11 protein-coding genes and 1 pseudogene are annotated in these 18,435 nt (G+C 50.5%); 3 read left to right on the top strand and 9 right to left on the bottom strand.

All coding sequences use genetic code 11. The annotated features are described in order from the left end of the window. Positions 1 to 37: 37 nt before the first annotated feature. Positions 38 to 1,390 (bottom strand): NADP-specific glutamate dehydrogenase, encoded by a 1,353-nt coding sequence (gene gdhA / locus CR46_RS0108795; protein WP_030071983.1) that lies wholly within the window; start codon positions 1,388 to 1,390, stop codon positions 38 to 40. A gap of 397 nt (positions 1,391 to 1,787) precedes the next feature. On the opposite strand from gdhA, the gene CR46_RS0108790 reads away from it, so the two are divergent. Next, a complete protein-coding gene (locus CR46_RS0108790) occupies positions 1,788 to 2,297 on the top strand; it encodes an REP-associated tyrosine transposase (RefSeq protein ID WP_030071981.1) in 510 nt (169 codons plus the stop codon). A gap of 1,011 nt (positions 2,298 to 3,308) precedes the next feature. Beyond that, on the top strand, positions 3,309 to 4,223 hold the full coding sequence (gene feaR, locus CR46_RS0108785; RefSeq protein ID WP_030071979.1) for a transcriptional regulator FeaR: 915 nt from the start codon (positions 3,309 to 3,311) through the stop codon (positions 4,221 to 4,223). Positions 4,224 to 4,279: 56 nt separating this feature from the next. Here feaR and CR46_RS0108780 read toward each other — a convergent pair whose 3' ends face one another. The 3 genes from CR46_RS0108780 to CR46_RS0108770 form a co-directional block, all read right to left on the bottom strand. Then, positions 4,280 to 5,689, bottom strand: a complete 1,410-nt coding sequence (locus CR46_RS0108780; protein WP_030071978.1) for an aldehyde dehydrogenase family protein — start codon at positions 5,687 to 5,689, stop codon at positions 4,280 to 4,282. 106 nt (positions 5,690 to 5,795) lie between these two features. Beyond that, positions 5,796 to 7,151, bottom strand: a complete 1,356-nt coding sequence (locus tag CR46_RS0108775) for an alginate export family protein (protein WP_030071976.1) — start codon at positions 7,149 to 7,151, stop codon at positions 5,796 to 5,798. Between the two features lie 69 nt (positions 7,152 to 7,220). Further along, a complete protein-coding gene (locus CR46_RS0108770; RefSeq protein WP_030071974.1) occupies positions 7,221 to 9,497 on the bottom strand; it encodes a copper amine oxidase in 2,277 nt (758 codons plus the stop codon). Positions 9,498 to 9,814: 317 nt separating this feature from the next. Here CR46_RS0108770 and CR46_RS0108765 point away from each other — a divergent pair, with 317 nt between their 5' ends. Further along, positions 9,815 to 10,555 (top strand): ZIP family metal transporter, encoded by a 741-nt coding sequence (locus CR46_RS0108765; protein WP_030071972.1) that lies wholly within the window; start codon positions 9,815 to 9,817, stop codon positions 10,553 to 10,555. A 123-nt stretch (positions 10,556 to 10,678) separates the two neighbouring features. On the opposite strand, the gene CR46_RS0108760 is transcribed toward CR46_RS0108765, so the two are convergent. The 5 genes and pseudogenes from CR46_RS0108760 to pgm form a co-directional block, all read right to left on the bottom strand. Beyond that, entirely contained in the window at positions 10,679 to 12,034 is a 1,356-nt protein-coding gene (locus CR46_RS0108760; RefSeq protein WP_156963059.1) for a hypothetical protein, read from the bottom strand. 255 nt (positions 12,035 to 12,289) lie between these two features. Beyond that, complete coding sequence (gene cysQ, locus CR46_RS0108755; RefSeq protein WP_030071967.1) at positions 12,290 to 13,048, bottom strand: 3'(2'),5'-bisphosphate nucleotidase CysQ; 759 nt, start codon at positions 13,046 to 13,048, stop codon at positions 12,290 to 12,292. Between the two features lie 91 nt (positions 13,049 to 13,139). Beyond that, positions 13,140 to 13,994: a UTP--glucose-1-phosphate uridylyltransferase gene (locus CR46_RS0108750; protein ID WP_030071964.1), complete on the bottom strand. Its 855-nt coding sequence runs from the start codon at positions 13,992 to 13,994 to the stop codon at positions 13,140 to 13,142. A gap of 23 nt (positions 13,995 to 14,017) precedes the next feature. Then, positions 14,018 to 15,691, bottom strand: a complete 1,674-nt coding sequence (gene pgi / locus CR46_RS0108745; RefSeq protein WP_030071962.1) for a glucose-6-phosphate isomerase — start codon at positions 15,689 to 15,691, stop codon at positions 14,018 to 14,020. 313 nt (positions 15,692 to 16,004) lie between these two features. After that, a pseudogene (gene pgm / locus CR46_RS18425) lies at positions 16,005 to 17,642 on the bottom strand (phosphoglucomutase (alpha-D-glucose-1,6-bisphosphate-dependent)); the annotation flags it as partial. Between the last annotated feature and the right edge of the window lie 793 nt (positions 17,643 to 18,435).

The following is an 18,435-nucleotide window of genomic DNA, read 5'->3' as shown; positions in this document are numbered from 1 at the left end:
GTCGTAACAGTGTATGTGGTTTAGCTAATAAAAGCGACTATATAACACCCTGCTCAATCATCGCATCGGCCACTTTACGGAAGCCGGCAATGTTAGCACCCAATACAAGATTATCCGGCTCGCCAAACTCACTGGCCGTGTCGGCACACTGGCGATAAATATCCGCCATAATCTGCTTAAGCTTTTGGTCCACCTTCTCCAGCGGCCACTGCTCCATGCTGCTATTTTGCGCCATTTCAAGCTGACTGGTCGCCACGCCACCCGCGTTGGCCGCCTTGCCAGGTCCATAAGCAATTTTTGCTTCCAAAAAGCGGTCCACCGCCTCTTTTGTAGAAGGCATATTGGCACCCTCACTCACACAGGTAACGCCGTTGGCCAATAACGCCTTCGCATCCGCTTCAGTGAGTTCATTTTGGGTGGCACAAGGGAACGCTGCATCGCCTTCAATACGCCACACCGCATGGCCATCCTGCGGGTAGTCTCGCGCTGAAATGTAGTGCGCGTCAGGATACTCGTGCAAATAACTTTCTAGCGAGATGCGCTGAACTTCCTTCAACTGTTTTAACAGCCCTAAATCGATACCGTTAGGGTCATGAATAGTGCCCTTTGAATCACTACAGGTAACCGGCTTAGCTCCCAGCTCATACAGTTTCTCAATGGTGTAGATAGCCACGTTACCCGCACCTGATACCAAACACGTTTTACCCTGTAACGATTCATCTTTTGCCGACAGCATGTTCTCGGCAAAATAAACTGCACCATAACCAGTCGCTTCTTTACGACCAAGAGAGCCGCCCCAGTTCAACCCTTTACCTGTTAGTACGCCTTCGTAACGCCCAGTTAAACGCTTATATTGACCAAACAGATAGCCAATTTCACGCGCACCCACCCCAATATCACCAGCAGGCACGTCCGTATGCGGCCCAATATGGCGGTAAAGCTCTGACATAAACGACTGACAAAAACGCATGATTTCGTTATCTGATTTACCTTTAGGGTCGAAATCAGAGCCACCTTTACCACCACCAATCGGCAAACCAGTCAGGGCATTTTTGAATATTTGCTCAAACCCTAAAAACTTAATCGTGCCTGAGGTCACGCTCGGGTGAAAACGCAAACCTCCTTTGTACGGGCCAAGCGCCGAATTAAACTGAACACGGTAACCTTTATTCACCTGCACACGACCGGCGTCATCGACCCAGCTCACTCGGAACATTATCTGACGCTCCGGCTCAACAATACGCTCAATGATGCTGTGATCATGGTAGTGCGGAGCACGCTCGAACAGCGGACGCAGGCACTCAAGCACTTCTTCTGTTGCTTGATAAAACTCAGTTTGTGCAGGACTACTTTTTGCTAAACGCGTCAGCGTATCGTGAACATAAGGCATAGACAGTCACCCATTTATAGTTAAAAACGTCGATTTGCTGGCCAGAGCGTTGACGTATTTAACTGCGAGTGCGCTAACCTGCATACCCTATGCCGGTTCGGTATGAGCAAAAAAAACAAGAAAAGTAGACTAAAGTGGAAACCAAATTGCCCTTTTATGGTGCAATTAACAACCACTAATAAACGATATATAAACGAAAAGCCTACCAACAATGAGTCACTTGAAACTTCCCTTAGGTGCTTTGGCACTGGGATGCAGCCTCTGTCGACTCATTATTCATTGTGTGTCGAGCTGTTATGGACAAGTAGTCGTTCAAACTCAGCGTCAACATACAATGCCCACCACCCTTAAATTACCCCTAAGCTAACAAGAGAGAGTCTGCTGCAAAGAGGCATACATGGCCACATTCCGGCGCGCTTATATTCCTGGGGCAACGTATTTCTTTACGGTGGTCACCCATGACCGACGACCGCTACTTGCAGAACAGCAAAATATCGACGCCCTTGGGCAGGCTTTCCGGCGAGTAAAAAAGGATAAGCCTTTTATGATGGAAGCCGTTGTCTTACTTCCCGATCACCTCCACTGCCTCTGGACACTTCCACAAGGCGACGCTGATTATTCATCACGCTGGCGGGATATTAAAAAATTTGCTTCCAGAAGTTTCGCCCTACCCAACAAGACAGCGTCCGCGTGGCAAAGAGGGTTTTGGGAACATGCCATCCGCAACGAAGCAGATTGGCGACACCATATGGATTACATCCATTACAACCCAGTAAAACATGGTTGGGCCAAAGCACCACGCGACTGGCCATGGTCAAGCTTCCACAGCCATGTAAAAAATGGATGGTATCAAGATAATTGGGGAGTAAACGACACACCGCCCCTAGTTGATATTGATGGTGAGTAATCCAGCACACCCGCGGGTGCGCTGACGCTTACGCCGCACTACAACACCTGTGTGCACAATACATTAGTAGCGCGTGGTAACGCCGATCGCGAGGAACGAGCGCAGGCGGCACCCGCGAAAGGCGGCGGAACGACGCCCAAAGGCACTTCTCACAACCCTAGCACCGCTGCGCGCTGCCTTTGCGGGTGCGCTGACGCTTACGCAGCACTACAACACCTGTGCACGCAATACTTAAAGTAGCGCGCGGTAACGCCGGTCGCGAGGAACGAGCGCAGGCGGCACCCGCGAAAGGCGGCGGAACGACGCCCAAAGGCACCGTTCCCAACCCCAGCACCGCTGTGCGCTGCCTTTGCGGGTGCGCTGACGCTTACGCCGCACTACAACACCTGTGTGCACAATACATTAGTAGCGCGTGGTAACGCCGATCGCGAGGAACGAGCGCAGGCGGCACCCGCGAAAGGCGGCGGAACGACGCCCAAAGGTACCGCTCCCAACCCCAGCACCGCTGCGCGCTGCCTTTGCGGGTGCGCTGACGCTTACGCCGCACTACAACACCTGTGCACGCAATACATTAGTAGCGCGCGGTAACGCCGGTCGCGAGGAACGAGCGCAGGCGGCACCCGCGAAAGGCGGCGGAACGACGCCCAAAGGCACCCATCCAAAATCCCGATGAATTCAATGCACTAGTAGCGCGTGGTAACGCCGGTCGCGAGGAACGAGCGCAGGCGGCACCCGCGGAAGGCGGCGGAACGACGCCCAAAGGCACCCATCCAAAATCCCGATGAATTCAATACACTAGTAGCGCGCGGTAACGCCGATCGTGAGGAACGAGCGCAGGCGGTACACCCAGGCATAAAATGATTCTTAAATTCATATATTTATCTTATTTTTGTAACAAAAAATAAGATAAGGCCTTTCATTTAGGCGAAGAAATGACCTTGACTTGTCTTCGCAAGCTATCTAACTTCGCTGCTGAGCTATCCTAAAAACACAATTATTAATAGGCCAGCCATGCAGATACATACTCCCTTATCAGGAGATTTCGATCGCTGGATCAGTGACGTTAACCATATTTGTGGCCCTTTTTCAGCAAAGCCTCTGGAAAAGGAGTTTGCTGGCAACATCCATAAAATGGGTGGCGGAGCCTTAGAAATGTCTCGGGTTAACATCTCTGGCGCCCAGCTTTTTCGTGGCTTAGATGAGATACGCCGTTGTGACAGGCCAGATTTTTTTTGTATTTTTCAATTACAGGGAGAATCTCGCGTTGAGCAGACAGGTAACGCCTCTACGCTCGTGGCTGGTGATATCGTTCTAGTGGACTCAGCGCTTCCCTTCTCCTGTACTTATACGCATGAGTCGCAGCAAATATCGCTTATCCTGCCCCGGCCAATTGTCGAACGCACCCTAAACCTATCGGGTATTGAGCTTGGTATACGCATACCCTGCCATAGCCATATAGCCAGTTTTGCCAACCACTTGATCGCCGAGGCGGCCCATTACGATAACCTTGATGCCGAGGAAAGCTCAGCAATTGTTGATTCACTGATTATGTTATTGAAGCCTTCCGTCATCCGCAGCGTTGGGCAACAAAATCCAAATGAAAGAATTTTCTTGCAAGCCGCTTCTTTTATTAGGGAAAACATTGGAGACCCTTCGCTAAGCCCTAAACTAGTAGCCAATGCGACGGGCGCATCGGTGCGCAGCCTCTATCGAGCCTTTAGCTTTCGCTCTATGACAGTTTCAGATTACATTAAAACCCAGCGATTAGAGATGTGTGCTGATTACCTAAAAGCATCGAAAGGTAAACTGAATTTGACCGAAGCAGGCTACCGCTTCGGATTTACCAGCCCTAGCGCGTTTTCAACGGCTTTCAAACAACACTTTGGAATAACCCCCACCCATTATTGCCAGCAGCGCGTTTTTTAAAACAAGCCTGTTAGGCATTGCACCTAACAGGCCTGAATGAGCGATTTACCGGACGATTATTTTTTTATGCTGATAACTCGAGACTGAGTGACGCCCTTAAGCCCTTCCATGCCGAATTCAACACCATAGCCGGATGCTTTGTTACCACCAAACGGCACCATGGGATGAATCGCCCCATGCTGATTCACCCAGACAGTGCCAGCTTCTAACTTCGAAGCTATTGTCTCCGCCTGTTCTAGACTATTAGCCCAGACAGAGGCACCAAGTGCATCCGACAAGCGATTGGCAGAGGCAGTAGCATCATCCAAGCTACTGTAACGAATGATTGGCAGAGCGGGGCCAAATTGCTCTTCATCGACCAGTCTCTGACCATCTCGGGCGTTGCCCACCAGCGTCAATGGTAGAAAGTAGCCCGTACTCGGAACATCACCAAACTCCATGACATCGCAACCATTCGCCCGCGCATCAGCCACTAGTTCTTTTACTTTGTTGTACTGCATTGCATTTTGCAGAGGGCCAATCAGGTTACTCTCGACCATGCCGTCGCCAATAGGCACCTGGCTAGCAACGTCACTAAGCGCGGTAACCACAGCGTCATAGTCGTTCTCGTGAACATACAACCGCTTGATACAGGCACATGTCTGACCTGCATTGAGGAAGGCTCCCCAAAAAAGCCCTTCTGAGATGGCAGCAGCCTCTGTGCCAGGCATGATAATAGCGGCATCGTTGCCACCAAGTTCCAGCGTAATAGGAGCAAGGTTTTGCGAAGATGCCTCAATAATACGCCGCCCTGTCGACTCGCTGCCGGTGAACATAATCTTGTTAATATCAGGATGACTCGTCAGCACAGCACCAATACGACCATCGCCGGAAACGGTATTAAGTACGCCGGGAGGCAGAACTTGGTTAATCAGCCGAACCATCTCTAGTGTCGCAATAGGAGTGTATTCAGACGGTTTAAGCACCACTGTATTGCCCATACGGATAGCGGGAATAATCTGCCATATGGCGATCATTAGTGGCCAATTCCAAGGTGCTATCGCAGCCACGACGCCCAGGGGATAGCGGTAAAGCACATCCTTACGCGTATCGTCTTCATACACCGTTTCGGGCAATAGCTCCAAAGAAGACGGCACCTTGGTCCAACCTACACAAGCCTGCATCTCGAAGCGAGACCCAGGACCCGACAAAGGTTTGCCCTGCTCTTGGGTAACCAGCCCAGCCAGATATTCTGAGTTTTCTTCCAGTACTTGGGCGACGTTCGCAACTATCTCTCTGCGCTCTTGGTCACTGACCCTTGCCCAAGCACCTTGAGCCATCCGCGCAGCCTCTACAGCAACATTGACATCATGCTGGCTATTCAGGGGCGCAAGCCCTAATGAATCACCTGTCGCAGGGTTGAAAATCTCTTGGTGATCAGCTGCCTCAGTCTGTTTACCACTCACTGTATTATGATAAGTCTGCATAACATTACTCTTTTGAAGATGTGCCCAAGCGTTAAGCCGGGTAACGGCCCAAGCTCTCCACCACTCTAGCCAGAGAACTCAGGGCTATAGACATAGCGGTATTACTTCAAAACGGCATAATCGCAATTAGCTGAGCATAGGTATTGGTAGCATTGCTTCCGATTTGGCTACCACCGTCTGCGGCACTTTTATCCGGGTTATAAAACCCAACGACTGGGCTGATAATCAGGTGCGGGGAGACCACCCATTCGGCATATACATTCACTTCTTGGGCATCTAGATGTCCTGTACCGCCCGCTGTGTCACTGAAGTCGAAAAAGAGCGCGCCAACACTGAGTGTTTCAGATGGTGTTGCTTTTAGGCCCAGATGGTGCACCTCTGTGTCAGTGTTGAAAGGTCCAGCATAGTTAGCGGCGACTTCACCTTGAAACCAAGTGCCATAACCACGGTTGAAGCCAAAAAACAGGGGGTCAAAGCGTTGGTCAAAGGTTGAGAATCTATAGTTAACACTAGGTGCCCAAGGAAGGTCACTGAATGTCCAGCCTGCCTCGGCGTACCATGCATTAGCGTCTTTCCCGGAACGGGCTCCCGGCTTCTGGTTAACAAATTCCGCTGAGAGAAATAACGCCTCAACACCGGCATTGCCTTGATAACGCAGGCTAGTGGTTTGCTGCCCATCTCGGGAAAGGTAACCGGTGGCAGGAGCATACGTGTCGTCAACGTCAAGCCCCTCGATATATGCCAAGCCAAAAGTACCTTTCTGACCAACGTACTCAGCATTGATACCCGCAAGCTCCATCTCCGCCTGTGCTCGATTGTCAGAAGAGAGCCAAAACAAGTCGGCGCGCAACCCATCGGAACCACCAATACGCACAATGGCCGTTTCATTAAAAGCCTTGCGCGCCGCGAGCCAGTAAGCACCACCTCGATTGAAGTCTAAGCCAGGCGCATTAAGCGCATCACCAAAGTTCAGTGCGTCATCATTGATGAGAAAACCATCTCCGATGGTAAACGGCTGCCGCCCTAAAGAAATATCGAGACCATTCTCGCCAAGCACCGGTATCAGACTGCCTGAGCGCCACCCAACGTAAGCATCTTCCAGTTTAGTCTCCCGCTCCTCTCCCGAGGTAAATCCCCCGGCGTCGCCATCCCCCCACGTCCCCGACGTCACCAAATTAACCGCACCGTATAACCCGCCGCCTGACCCAATAGAGTGGCGACCAGAAAGCCCATACTTAACATAGCCCTCCTGCCACTTGGCATCTCCCGCCTCACTCTTGGCACCAAGGTTATAGCGCTCTTCACTGTAGAAAGTCCCTACCACAGCCTCGATATCGACATTCAACTCAGTGTTGTCTTTGTCGTAGATGTTGTAAGCAAGGGAAGGTGTAGAAACTGCCGCTACCGCCGTCGCAGCAGTGACAAAGCCAGCCACACGCTGAATAAAAATTTTTGTTCTCATTAGTTTCACTTCCTAGAGATCCGATGTATGACCAGGCATATCTGCCTGGTCAGGCGTGACCTAGCTCAATCAGTTCTCCGGAGTTTCCGGCGCAGGCAGGTTCAAGGTCGGCGTTTGGTCGAAGAAGTTCCAGGGTTTGAGCATGGAATGAACATACTCCGTCGGCATAATTGGCCACTCTTCAGCGCGGGCCACATGCGTAGCGCCTGTTGTCATCCACAAAACGGTATCAACGTTCTCGATAGGTTGGTCATCTTCGACAAAGGCTTCTAAGCCTGTATCGGTGGCAGCTCGGTTCGGGTATTTACCTTCTGGGAAACGCTCATCAGGATCGTATTGGGTTACCCAGATTTGCTTATCCATAAAATTGACGCGTTTGAAAAGCCAATCATCTTCACTAAACAGTGCCCCTTTGGCGATTGGGTGGGTTCCTCCAGCGAACGGAATGACCTGATAGCCAACGGGATAGCCCATACGGTTTTCTTCGTTTGGGTTAATCATCAGGCGAATAGTGGACGGGTCAAATTTCTGCACAGAGTCAAGCTCGGTGGGAACCACTCGCTCTCTGGTAACCATGACACTTTTACGAGGGCCGCCAGCAGTATTCTCTTCAACGACAGGATCAATTTCCATTAAGCTGTTTTGCTCACCATCGACATCTAAATCTAGGCGGAAGTTATAGATGTGCTGGTGGGTAGTCCCTACGATATTGTGGTCAATCAGTGTGCCGTAACGAGTATCTTCTTCAGCAGTTTCATCATGCATGGTGCGCGACCTCACTGCCTTTACTGCTTCGATACCGGATGCCCCAACGGTTAACTGAATATTGCCATTGGCCATAAAGATCCAGTCGAACATATAGTCGTAGTTGCCAATCGTACTAACCCAGCGAACTACCAGTTCACGGCGCTCGCGACTTTCATTACCAGGGCTGCTGCCTAGCATTTCGGTGTGCTTGAATTCTGGACCGGCATAGCGCTCAAACACTGCAATAGCATTAGGAATGGTAAAGGGGTCGCCATTACTATCGGCTAGCGTGGCGGGCAGAAGTGTCGCGTTAGTGGGCACGTCGGCACCAGGTACTAACGGGGACGTTAGGTTGCCCATCCCATACTCACCGGAATCAAGGTAAGCCTTGAAGTACCAGCCTACGTCTGGATCACCATAAGGCACGATCATGCCGCCTAGTGAGCCTTCATACATGACTTTTCGTTTTTCACCCTGATCGTTATAGGTAAGGGTAGAAATCACCGGGCCAACACGCGCATCTAACTTGAGATGAAAATCCCAGTTTTGCCATTGGATCATACTATCCGACATGGAGACATTTTGGCCTTCTGGCTCCGTCGTCAACAGCGGCTTAACGTCGGCGATCTCATGTTGATCACGCCCATCATAGGGCCGTGGTGTCATCGGTATGGGAACGACGCCTTCGTCTTCGATCTTCAATATATTGTTATTTTCCAGATCAACGACCGCGACAAGGTTTTCAATTGGATGCGCCCAATAATTGCCATCGCCAACATCAAGGTAGGACACTACCTTTAACAGTCTAGACTCTTGTTCCAGACCATCTTCGCCATCAAAGTAACCCACTGTAAGCGGGGTACCCACCACCTTGTCAGTATCCTCGATGCCGCGCCTTCTCAACGCTTCTTTGTAGGCTTCACTTTCGGCAATAATTTCCTGAACAGCCATAAAGTCATCGTAGGTAATCATGCCATGTGCGCCTTCGATATGCTCCCACCGAAGTATCTCGCCAGACGCCAAATCTAGAGTGCCTTCAATTACCCTACGACCGTCCAAGACGGTGAATTCAACATGCCGATTAAAATCATGCTCACCACCAAAGGACCAGTCCCAGACACTGCTCTTATCCTGGTCTGCTAGCCGTATTTCGGTAAACCGCATGTTGTCTTGATAATGAGACGATGACTTGACAGCATCGGCAGCCTGACTAATTTCCTCAGCCGTCAGTGAATCGAGAGGATGACGCCGACTTTCTGTCATCATGGTCTGTGGCACATGATCCCTAAAAAGATCGTGCACGAAGCTACGTTCTACCTGAACTTCCCCATCATGCAGCCTGGCCGGAGCAGAGAGTTCAACGGGCTCCCCATTGTAGAACGCCTGCGTCTCCCCCAAGGGCACTCGAATTTCGGTCTCACCATAAGTGATCAACAGCTCATTGCTGTCATCATTGAGTTCATAGGTTGCTCCCGAAGAGCGAAGCACTTGGTCGATGGGCAAATAATCCGGTGAACCACCATGCGCCATCGCCGCTGGACTTAGCAGCAATAGAGATGACGCAAGTGACAGTGCGAGTAACGTTTTTTTGTTATCCATGATTACTCCTGGCAATAATTCTATTGTTAGGTAAAGGTTCAGTACCGATAAGATAGCGGTCGTCGAGCAACCGTTGCGCTGGAGACCGCTACGAATCAAGTTGTCGTAACCATAGAAATAACAGGTATGGATGTCAGGAGCTTTTGAACTGCTGCCAGAGCGTTGTGGAAACGTGCCAAGCATTGGAAAAACGCTATTTTCAGCGTAAAAACAACGAGAGCTAGCTTGGAACGTAATTGTTGCTATTGGACCGAGCACTCATTTTCAGCCCTAATGCCCTCAAAGGCCGTCAACTTGCCTCTTAAACAGGAACTGATATGGCGCTAGAAGTAACCCTGTTTGCCGTATTTATCGCTGCGCTGATCACCGCTTTGACGACGGGGCTTGGTGCCCTGCCCCTAGCGTTAAGCAAAAATGTCGGTCAGAAATGGCTGAGTGCCGGTGCCGCCATCGCCGCTGGTCTAATGCTCGCCGCTAGCCATACGCTTATAGAGGAAGGTATGGCAAAACAGGAGTGGCTCACTCTGGCTGGCATCGCCACCGGACTTATTCTGGTTTATCTCGCCTACCAAGGGATTGAGAGGCAGAATGCGCCAGACATTGGCGAGCTAAATGACGCCGACGCCAAAAAAATGCTCATGATCGTCGGGGTTATGACCGCCCACTCTTTTGCCGAAGGCATCGGGGTGGGCGTATCTTATGGGGGTGGTCAGGATCTTGGCTTGCTAATTACCGCCACAATTGCTATCCATAACATTCCCGAAGGGCTGGCCATTGCACTAATCCTTGTCCCTCGCGGCATGTCAGTACTCAGGGCAGCAGGCTGGAGTATTTTCAGTAGCTTGCCACAACCACTTGTGGCGGTACCCGCCTATATATTCGTGAACACGTTTCAATCGATACTTCCCTTTGGCCTAGGATTGGCTGCCGGGGCGATGATTTGGATGGTGTTCGCAGAACTGCTTCCAGATGCCAACAAAGAACTACAACCCGCAACCATCGGCGTCATTGTGGTTTTTGCCTTCCTGAGCATGATGATTTTCCAGATTTCTATTTGACGACAAGCGCGAAATTCTCCCCCCATACCTTGGTCTGGGTGGCGATGGATAGCGCGTGGTAACGCCGATCGCGAGGAACGAGCGATTCCTATAAACGTCGATAATAAGGTCTCCCTACTATTGTCAGGCTGTCGCGAAATACCGCGTCACCAACTGCCGATACCAAAGCATTCGAAAAATATTGACGCCACCAAGCAGCATTGGCAATAGATAAACAATAAAGGATGCATTTTTCATAGCAGGAAAGAGAGCCGACGTTATAAACACCACCAAGACACATAAAAAAACAACAACATTGAAATAAAATGCCTGCCGCTCATAACCGCACAAATTAATCATAACGGATTCAACAACACCAAGCTGCGCAGTAGCAATATAAAAACCAAGCGCAACCACAAAAACAAACGATGCTAAAAAGTTATTTATTTCAACAAAAGCATATAAATAAAAAATCACACATAGCGTTAATGAGGGAAATAATGCAGCAATAATAATCCTAACTTTACGACGAAGTCTTAGCACAAACTGCTCGTCAAAATATTTTGCCAATATCATTTTAGATAAATCAGCAGTACCGTTATTGATCACTCCCCTAGGAACAGCAGAGATAGAGCTAAAAACCAAAGCTGCAATAGAGGCAACAACCGCAATTTCGCCACCTCCCAAAGCGGCATAGAAAGACGGAAGAATGAAGCTAACTCCCCCGCTTGCCGCGTTTGAAAGCCCTACTATTAAGCTTGATACCGTTTTATCTTTAGATATTAGGGCAATGCCATCTTCGCTAGGTGGTTCGCAAGCTTGGCAATAGCGCCAAATCAAGACAGCGCATAGCGACACCAAATAGGAGATAGACAAAATAATAAAGATGCTAGAACCATCAACTTCACCTTTTAAAAAATAAACACTTAGCACACAAGCAACGAAAAATAATCCTATCAAAATATCGTTTATCAGCAGTCGGTAAAAATCTTTTTTAAAAACAAGATAATTCCTAAACACCTGATAAACCGATGTCGAAGCGATTAACAAAAATAACGACAAAAAATCTGGAATAATTAAAAACCACGACACCGTTAACAAAATAAAAAAGGAAACTAAACCTCCAACAACAAAAGATGACAGAGAGTAGCTTAAAAAAGTATTAACACTATCTTCTTCTGCCATTGCTTTAACTAGTATCGTAGAAAATCCTATGCCGCTAATCATCACAAAAAATGCGGCTAACGTATATTGTGTAGAAAAAGCCACCACCTCTTCATTAGCAATAAAGAACATAGCAAACGTAATAACAAATATTCTAAAAGCACCAGGCGTAGCTGCTGTAACAATAGGTAATGAACGTAAAAAAAAGCTTGGCAGCCGTACCATAAAAGCAATCTCTTGTAGCCAAATGATGAAATCAGCGAAGGCCAAAGTATACGCATCAATGGCTATCCGCGCGACTGGCAGCGGAACGACACCCGAAGGCACCCCATCCAATCCCAACCCCCGGTGGATTCAATACATGGAGTAGCGCGTGGTAACGCCGATCGCGAGGAACGAGCGCAGGCGGCACCCGCGGGAGGCGGCGGAACGACGCCCAGAGGCACCCGTCCAAAACCCCGATGAATTCAATACATTAAGTAGCGCGTGGTAACGCCGATCGCGAGGAACGAGCGCAGGCGGCACCCGCGGAAGGCGGCGGAACGACGCCCAGAGGCACCGCCCCAATCTCAGCACCGCTGCGCGCTGCTTTTAATGCCCCCAAACAACAAAGTACGGGTTGAGCTTCTCGCTGGGGTTGGCGTAGCTAAGCGGCTGCCCTTCTAGGGTTTCCACACGACCACCGGCTTGAAGCACCACGGCATGTGCGGCACCCGTATCCCATAGGCAAGTCGGACCTAAACGGGGATACGCATCGGCTTTGCCTTCTGCAATCAAGCACAGCTTAAGCGAACTACCCATGGGCAGCATTTCATGCTCACCTAGCGTTTCAAGCCAGGCAGCAAGGTCGGGGCTTGGGTGCGAACGACTCCCCACCACGCGCCAAGCAGCCGTTTCCGGCTTACCCGCCACACGAATTTCATGGCGTTGGCCGTCTGCTTCCACCTTAAACGCACCCACACCTTCAGCAGCCACATAAGCGGTTTCAAGCGCAGGAGCAGTCACCACGCCTAACACCGGCTTACCCTGTTCAATCAGCGCAATATTCACGGTGAACTCACCGTTACGCTTGATAAACTCTTTGGTGCCATCAAGCGGGTCGACCAACCAATAACGGCCATCGCTGTCTACCCCACTAAAGCCCTCGATATCTTCTTCAGAGAGTATTGGTAGCTGCACAGCAAGCCCCTGCAAACCACGCATGATCACCTCATGGGCTGCTTTATCCGCTTCCGTGAGGGGGCTTTTATCTTCCTTCTCTTCCACGCTAAATTCGCGGGCGTAAACGGACATAATGGCACTGCCCGCTTCGTGCGCGATTTCTAGCACCTGCTCTAATAGCTTTTTCATAGAACCTCTCCATCAAAACTGCTATAAACGAAAAAAGCCGCTGCAGTATGAACTGAGCGGCTTTTATAATCTTCGTCTTACGGCTAGCGATTTACACGTCGTAACCCGCTTCGCGGGCGAGCGTGGTATTGGCTTTTAACCAGCCTTCAATATGCCCACAATCAAAGGTGCGACCATGCATACGGAACGCTTGCACGGTTTTGCCTTCCTGCATCAACCGATCAATCGCATCGGTCAACTGAATTTCATTACCCGCACCGGGGGGCTGGTCACGTAGCAACTCCATAATGCGATACGGCAGCACATAGCGGCCAATCACCGAAAGGCGTGAAGGCGCTTCTTCAGGCGCTGGCTTCTCTACCACACCACGCATATCGGCACTTTCACCGGCGGCTGGCTCGTCACAATCAACAATGCCATAGCGGTAAACTTCTTCCTGAGGCACAGCTTCGACCATGATTTGCGAGGCACCGTTAGCATCCCAACGCTCTACCATGCTGCCCAAGTCACACGCTGCATTACCCACCTGTGGTTTCACCAACACGTCGGGTAGAATAACGGCAAATGGCTCGTCTTTATCTAACAGGTGCGCGGCGCAGAAAATAGCGTGGCCTAAGCCTTTGGCATTAGGCTGACGGACGCTGGTCACTTTGAGTTTTTTGGGTGAAATAGCCGACAGCGTTTCTAACAACGCATCCTTGCCCTTACTCGCTAATGAGTGCTCAAGCTCGAAGTGGGCATCAAAATGGTCTTCGATGGCAGATTTACCTGCCCGGGTTACCAAAATGATTTCATTAATTCCCGCCGCCAGCGCCTCTTCCACCACGTGCTGAATAAGCGGACGATCCACCACGGGCACCATCTCCTTAGGGATCGCCTTGCTAATAGGCAGCAGGCGCGTGCCAAAACCCGCCACCGGAATAATCGCTTTGCGAACTTGAGTCATTAACTACGTCCTTTATCGTTTCGTTACTTACGCCACTCGTTCACTTTATGCAGCAATTGAGCAGTACTCGGATCTTCTACATTCTGATACTCAACCGGCTCGTCCGCCAGTGTTTGGTAAAGGCTAGTTGCCAACCGCTTACCTAACTCTACCCCCGGCTGATCGAAAGGGTTCAAATTCCATAATACCGATTGAACAAACACTTTGTGCTCATAAAGCGCCAGTAATGCACCGATCGACCACGCATCCAACGTTTTTAGCAGCACAACTGAATTAGGTTGATTACCGCGATACCCCTGGGCCATTAAACCGCGCAGCTCTTGAGGAATCGCATCATCGCCTAACGCAAACAGCTGAGACTGCGCCAAACAGTGCGCTAAGGTTAACTGCTCCTGGGCTTTCAGTGAACGATTAATCTTTTCACACCCAACGCCAGCCCGCTGCGCCACGGCCACAAAATCAGCGCTGACGGTATGAACACCCTGATGTAACAGCTGATAAAATGCATGCTGCCCATTAGGCCCTACATCCCCCCATAAAATAGGACAGGTTGCATGGGTAACCGACCGGCCATCTAGACCAACGCTCTTACCGTTAGATTCCATTTCCAACTGCTGCAAATACGCAGGCAAGCTTTTTAACCGGCCATCATAAGGAAGCACCGCATGGGTAGGAATGTTTAAAAACTGGGAGTTCCACGCCCCTACCAACGCCACAAGAGCGGGCAAGTTTTCCTCGATGGGCGTGTTCAGAAAGTGCTTATCCATGGCATGCGCTCCCTCTAGCAGCGCATCAAAGCACTCTAAACCCAGCTGCATCGCCACGCTGATACCAATGGGTGACCATAGCGAAAAGCGCCCGCCAATCCACTCCTTAAACACCAGCTGCTGCGCCTCAGGCACACCAAACTCGGTCATTTTTTCAGGCTTAGACGACACGCCAATCAACTGATGACGGCAAACAGTGGCTTCATCGACTTCAAGCGCATGGCTTAACCACGCTAGCGCCGTGCGCACATTAAACTGGGTATCAGCGGTAGTGAACGATTTAGACGCTAGCACCAATAGCGTGGTCGCAGGGTTTAAGCACTCCATTAAGGGCAGCAGCTGCGCACCATCCATCGTGGAAACATAATGCACGTTCACTTTGGCACTGCTGGGGCGGTCCGCTAGCGCTTCACTGACCAATTTTGGCCCCAAATCAGAGCCACCTACGCCAATATGCACTATATCAGTGATCGCTTGACCAGTAGCACCGTACCATTTACCGCTATGAACGCGCTCCACCATCTCCGCCATACGCTTGCGCTGGTGTTGGCAAAAAGCTGCCGCGCTCTCCATCCCCTCGGGGGGTGTTTCGCTGCTCGGCCACCTTGCCGCCACGTGCAACGCTGCACGCCTTTCAGACGTGTTGACCTTTGCACCTGCAAACAACGCCTGACGCTTAGCTGCCAAACCACAACTTTCCACCCAATCCTTTAAAAGCATTAGTGTTTTAGTGGTTAAGCGCTGCTTGCTGAAATCAATATGCAGGCTACCAAATGTAAACGCCAATGCATTAGCACGTTGCTGGGCAGCAGTAGAACCACTGCCTAACAAGTCACTTAACGACTGGGCCTGAAGATGCTCGGCATGCACATGCAGTTCACTTACGGGGGTATAAACGCGTGGAGTGGCGCTCGATAGCGGAGAGTTCATGAGTGTCTTCCTTGAAAAAATTAAGGGTGGACGTGATAACTATACAAAGCAAAAGCCACGCCAGCCCAAACCTCTTTACATTCAACGCTAGAGTTTACAATAGGATGACAAATAATTGTTAAGTATGAGTAGCAATCTCGCACTCCGATAGTCGAATCCCAACACCGCTTCGCGCTGCTTTTGCGGGTGCGCTGTCCCAGGTTGAAGTGCCCCAATCATCGCGAGCTGAAGCTCCCTCCCACACGGTACCGTGCCGCTGTTCTATTGTAGGAGGCCGATTGATCGGGCGATGGCGGCGTAGCCGCCCCACTCCTTACCCCTTTAACACACCAGAAAGCAGCGTGGTGGCACTATCGATTAGTTCATCCAAATGCTGCGGGCCTTTAAAGCTTTCCGCATACACTTTGTAAAGCGATTCCGTGCCACTGGGGCGGGCCGCAAACCAACCATTGTCAGTTGTTACCTTCAAACCACCAATGGCTGCGCCGTTGCCGGGGGCGTTGACCAATACGGCAGTGATCGGGTCACCTGCCAAGGTAGTTTCAGTAACACTCTCAGCGCTGAGCTGTTTGAAAGCCGCCTTTTCTTCAGCAGTACAGGCAGTATCGACACGCTTATAGAACGGCTCGCCGAAACGTTCGGTTAATGAACGGTAATACTCACTGGGCGTTTTCCCAGTAACCGCCATTATTTCCGCCGCTAGCAAACACAGTGCAATGCCATCTTTATCAGTCGACCAAGCCTTACCATCACGAGTTAATAAACTAGCGCCAGCACTCTCTTCACCGCCAAAGGCTAACCAGCCATCGTGCAAGCCTTCAACAAACCACTTAAAACCGACAGGCACTTCATATAGCGTACGCTGATGGCTCGCCACGACCCGGTCAATCATCGAAGAGGACACCAGCGTCTTACCAATGCTAAGTGTTTCTGCCCACTCAGGCCGATGGCCGATCAGATAATCCACACACACCGCTAAAAAGTGATTGGGGTTCATCAACCCGTTGGCATCGACAATGCCATGGCGATCAGCATCGGGGTCGTTACCAAAGGCAATATCAAAGCGGTCTTTGATATTCAGCAAATTAGCCATCGCTGCTGAGCTTGAGCAGTCCATGCGGATTTTGCCGTCATGATCCGGCGGCATAAAGCTGAAGGTGGCATCGACCGAGGTATTCACCACTTCAAGATTTAAGCCGAAGTGTTCAGCCACTGCCTGCCATACCGGTAATGCCGTACCGCCCATAGGGTCGACACCCAGCGTAAGATTAGCGTTTTGAATAGCAGCCATATCCACCACGCTGCCCAACTGCGCAACATAGTGGGCAGTAAAGTCATACTCCTGAGCATGAGCCAACGCCTGCTCTAATGGCACCAACGTAATGTCATTTAACTGGCGCAGCAAATAAGCATTAGCGCGAAGCTCAATCCAAGACGTGGCGTCAGTATCTGCTGGGCCGCCATGGGCAGGGTTATATTTAATACCACCATCTTCTGGTGGATTATGAGAAGGCGTAATAATCAAGCCATCAGCTAACGCCGCCTGGTCGCAGAAATGCTGTTTTTGAGCATGATTGTGCTGCAGAATCGCCCGGCTCACCAACGGCGTTGCCGTGATGCCAGCATCTTTTTCGATAAGCACCGGCACCTTGTTAGCCGCCAACACCCGCAGCGCGCACTCCCAAGCAGGTTTTGAAAGCGCATGGGTATCAACACCCAAAAACATAGGCCCCTGGTAGCCTGCTTCCGAACGGTAATCCACCACCGCTTGGGTAATCGCAAAAATGTGTGCAGCGTTAAAGGTGCGTTCTGAGGCACGCCCCCGATGACCAGACGTACCAAATGCCACCCGCTCTTTCGAGATATTGGCATCCGGAGTTTCATCAAAAAACGCCTTAACGATGGCATCCATTCTACTTGCTCCCTCATTAACATTTAATTGGTTTGCGCGCGCCTGCCAAAACCTAACAGCGAATTGCGGATTTCCGACGCTAACGGCATCTCTTGCTGCCTGTTGCGCCATTTTAGCAGTCGCGGCTGGATCATTAAGTAACTGCTCTATGGCAGCCTGCCATGCCTTAGGAGAGTCTTCTACCAGAAGCCCATTGACCCCATGGCTGACTATTTCTGTATAAGGATAACGATTAGCGTAAACCCCCACCCCACCCATCGCGGTAATATCGAAAAACTTAATAAACGACTTTCCCTGATTAAAAGGAGTGTTTAACAATGGTGCCAACCCAATATGAAGCAGATTACTTGCTTGGTAAGTGCGAAAAGCGCTCCACGGTAACGGATCGGGTACCGCGGTACGAGGCAATGCCGCTAACGCGCTAGGCGTATGTTTGCCAAGCATTATTTCCAGCTGAGTATCGGTGCGGGCTTGCTGAATAGCCGTTAACGCGGGCGCGATGTGCTGTAAGTCATTCAGATGCGCCCGTGTGCCATAAAAGCCAATTTTCCAAGGGGTATTAGAAGAAGGCAACGATGCAAAATGCGCTAACGGCGGTAGCGCCGCAATCATTGGAGGCGTTAGTACCACAACGCGATGATGATAGGGCTGGAAACGCTCAGCGAGTGCACCACTGCAAGCAATAACCTCATCACATAAGGCAAGCAACCTAGGCTGCAGCTTCGCGATACGTGCCATGCGCTTTCGATAGGCTTGCGGTAACGTTGAGTCGTTGGCCGCCGCCTCAATATCATCGTCAATTAAGTAACCAATATAGCCAAATGCGTGGCGG

The organism is Vreelandella neptunia (assembly GCF_000712975.1).
GTDB classification, from domain to species: domain Bacteria; phylum Pseudomonadota; class Gammaproteobacteria; order Pseudomonadales; family Halomonadaceae; genus Vreelandella; species Vreelandella qaidamensis.
This window is presented reverse-complemented; position numbering and strand designations above follow the sequence as displayed.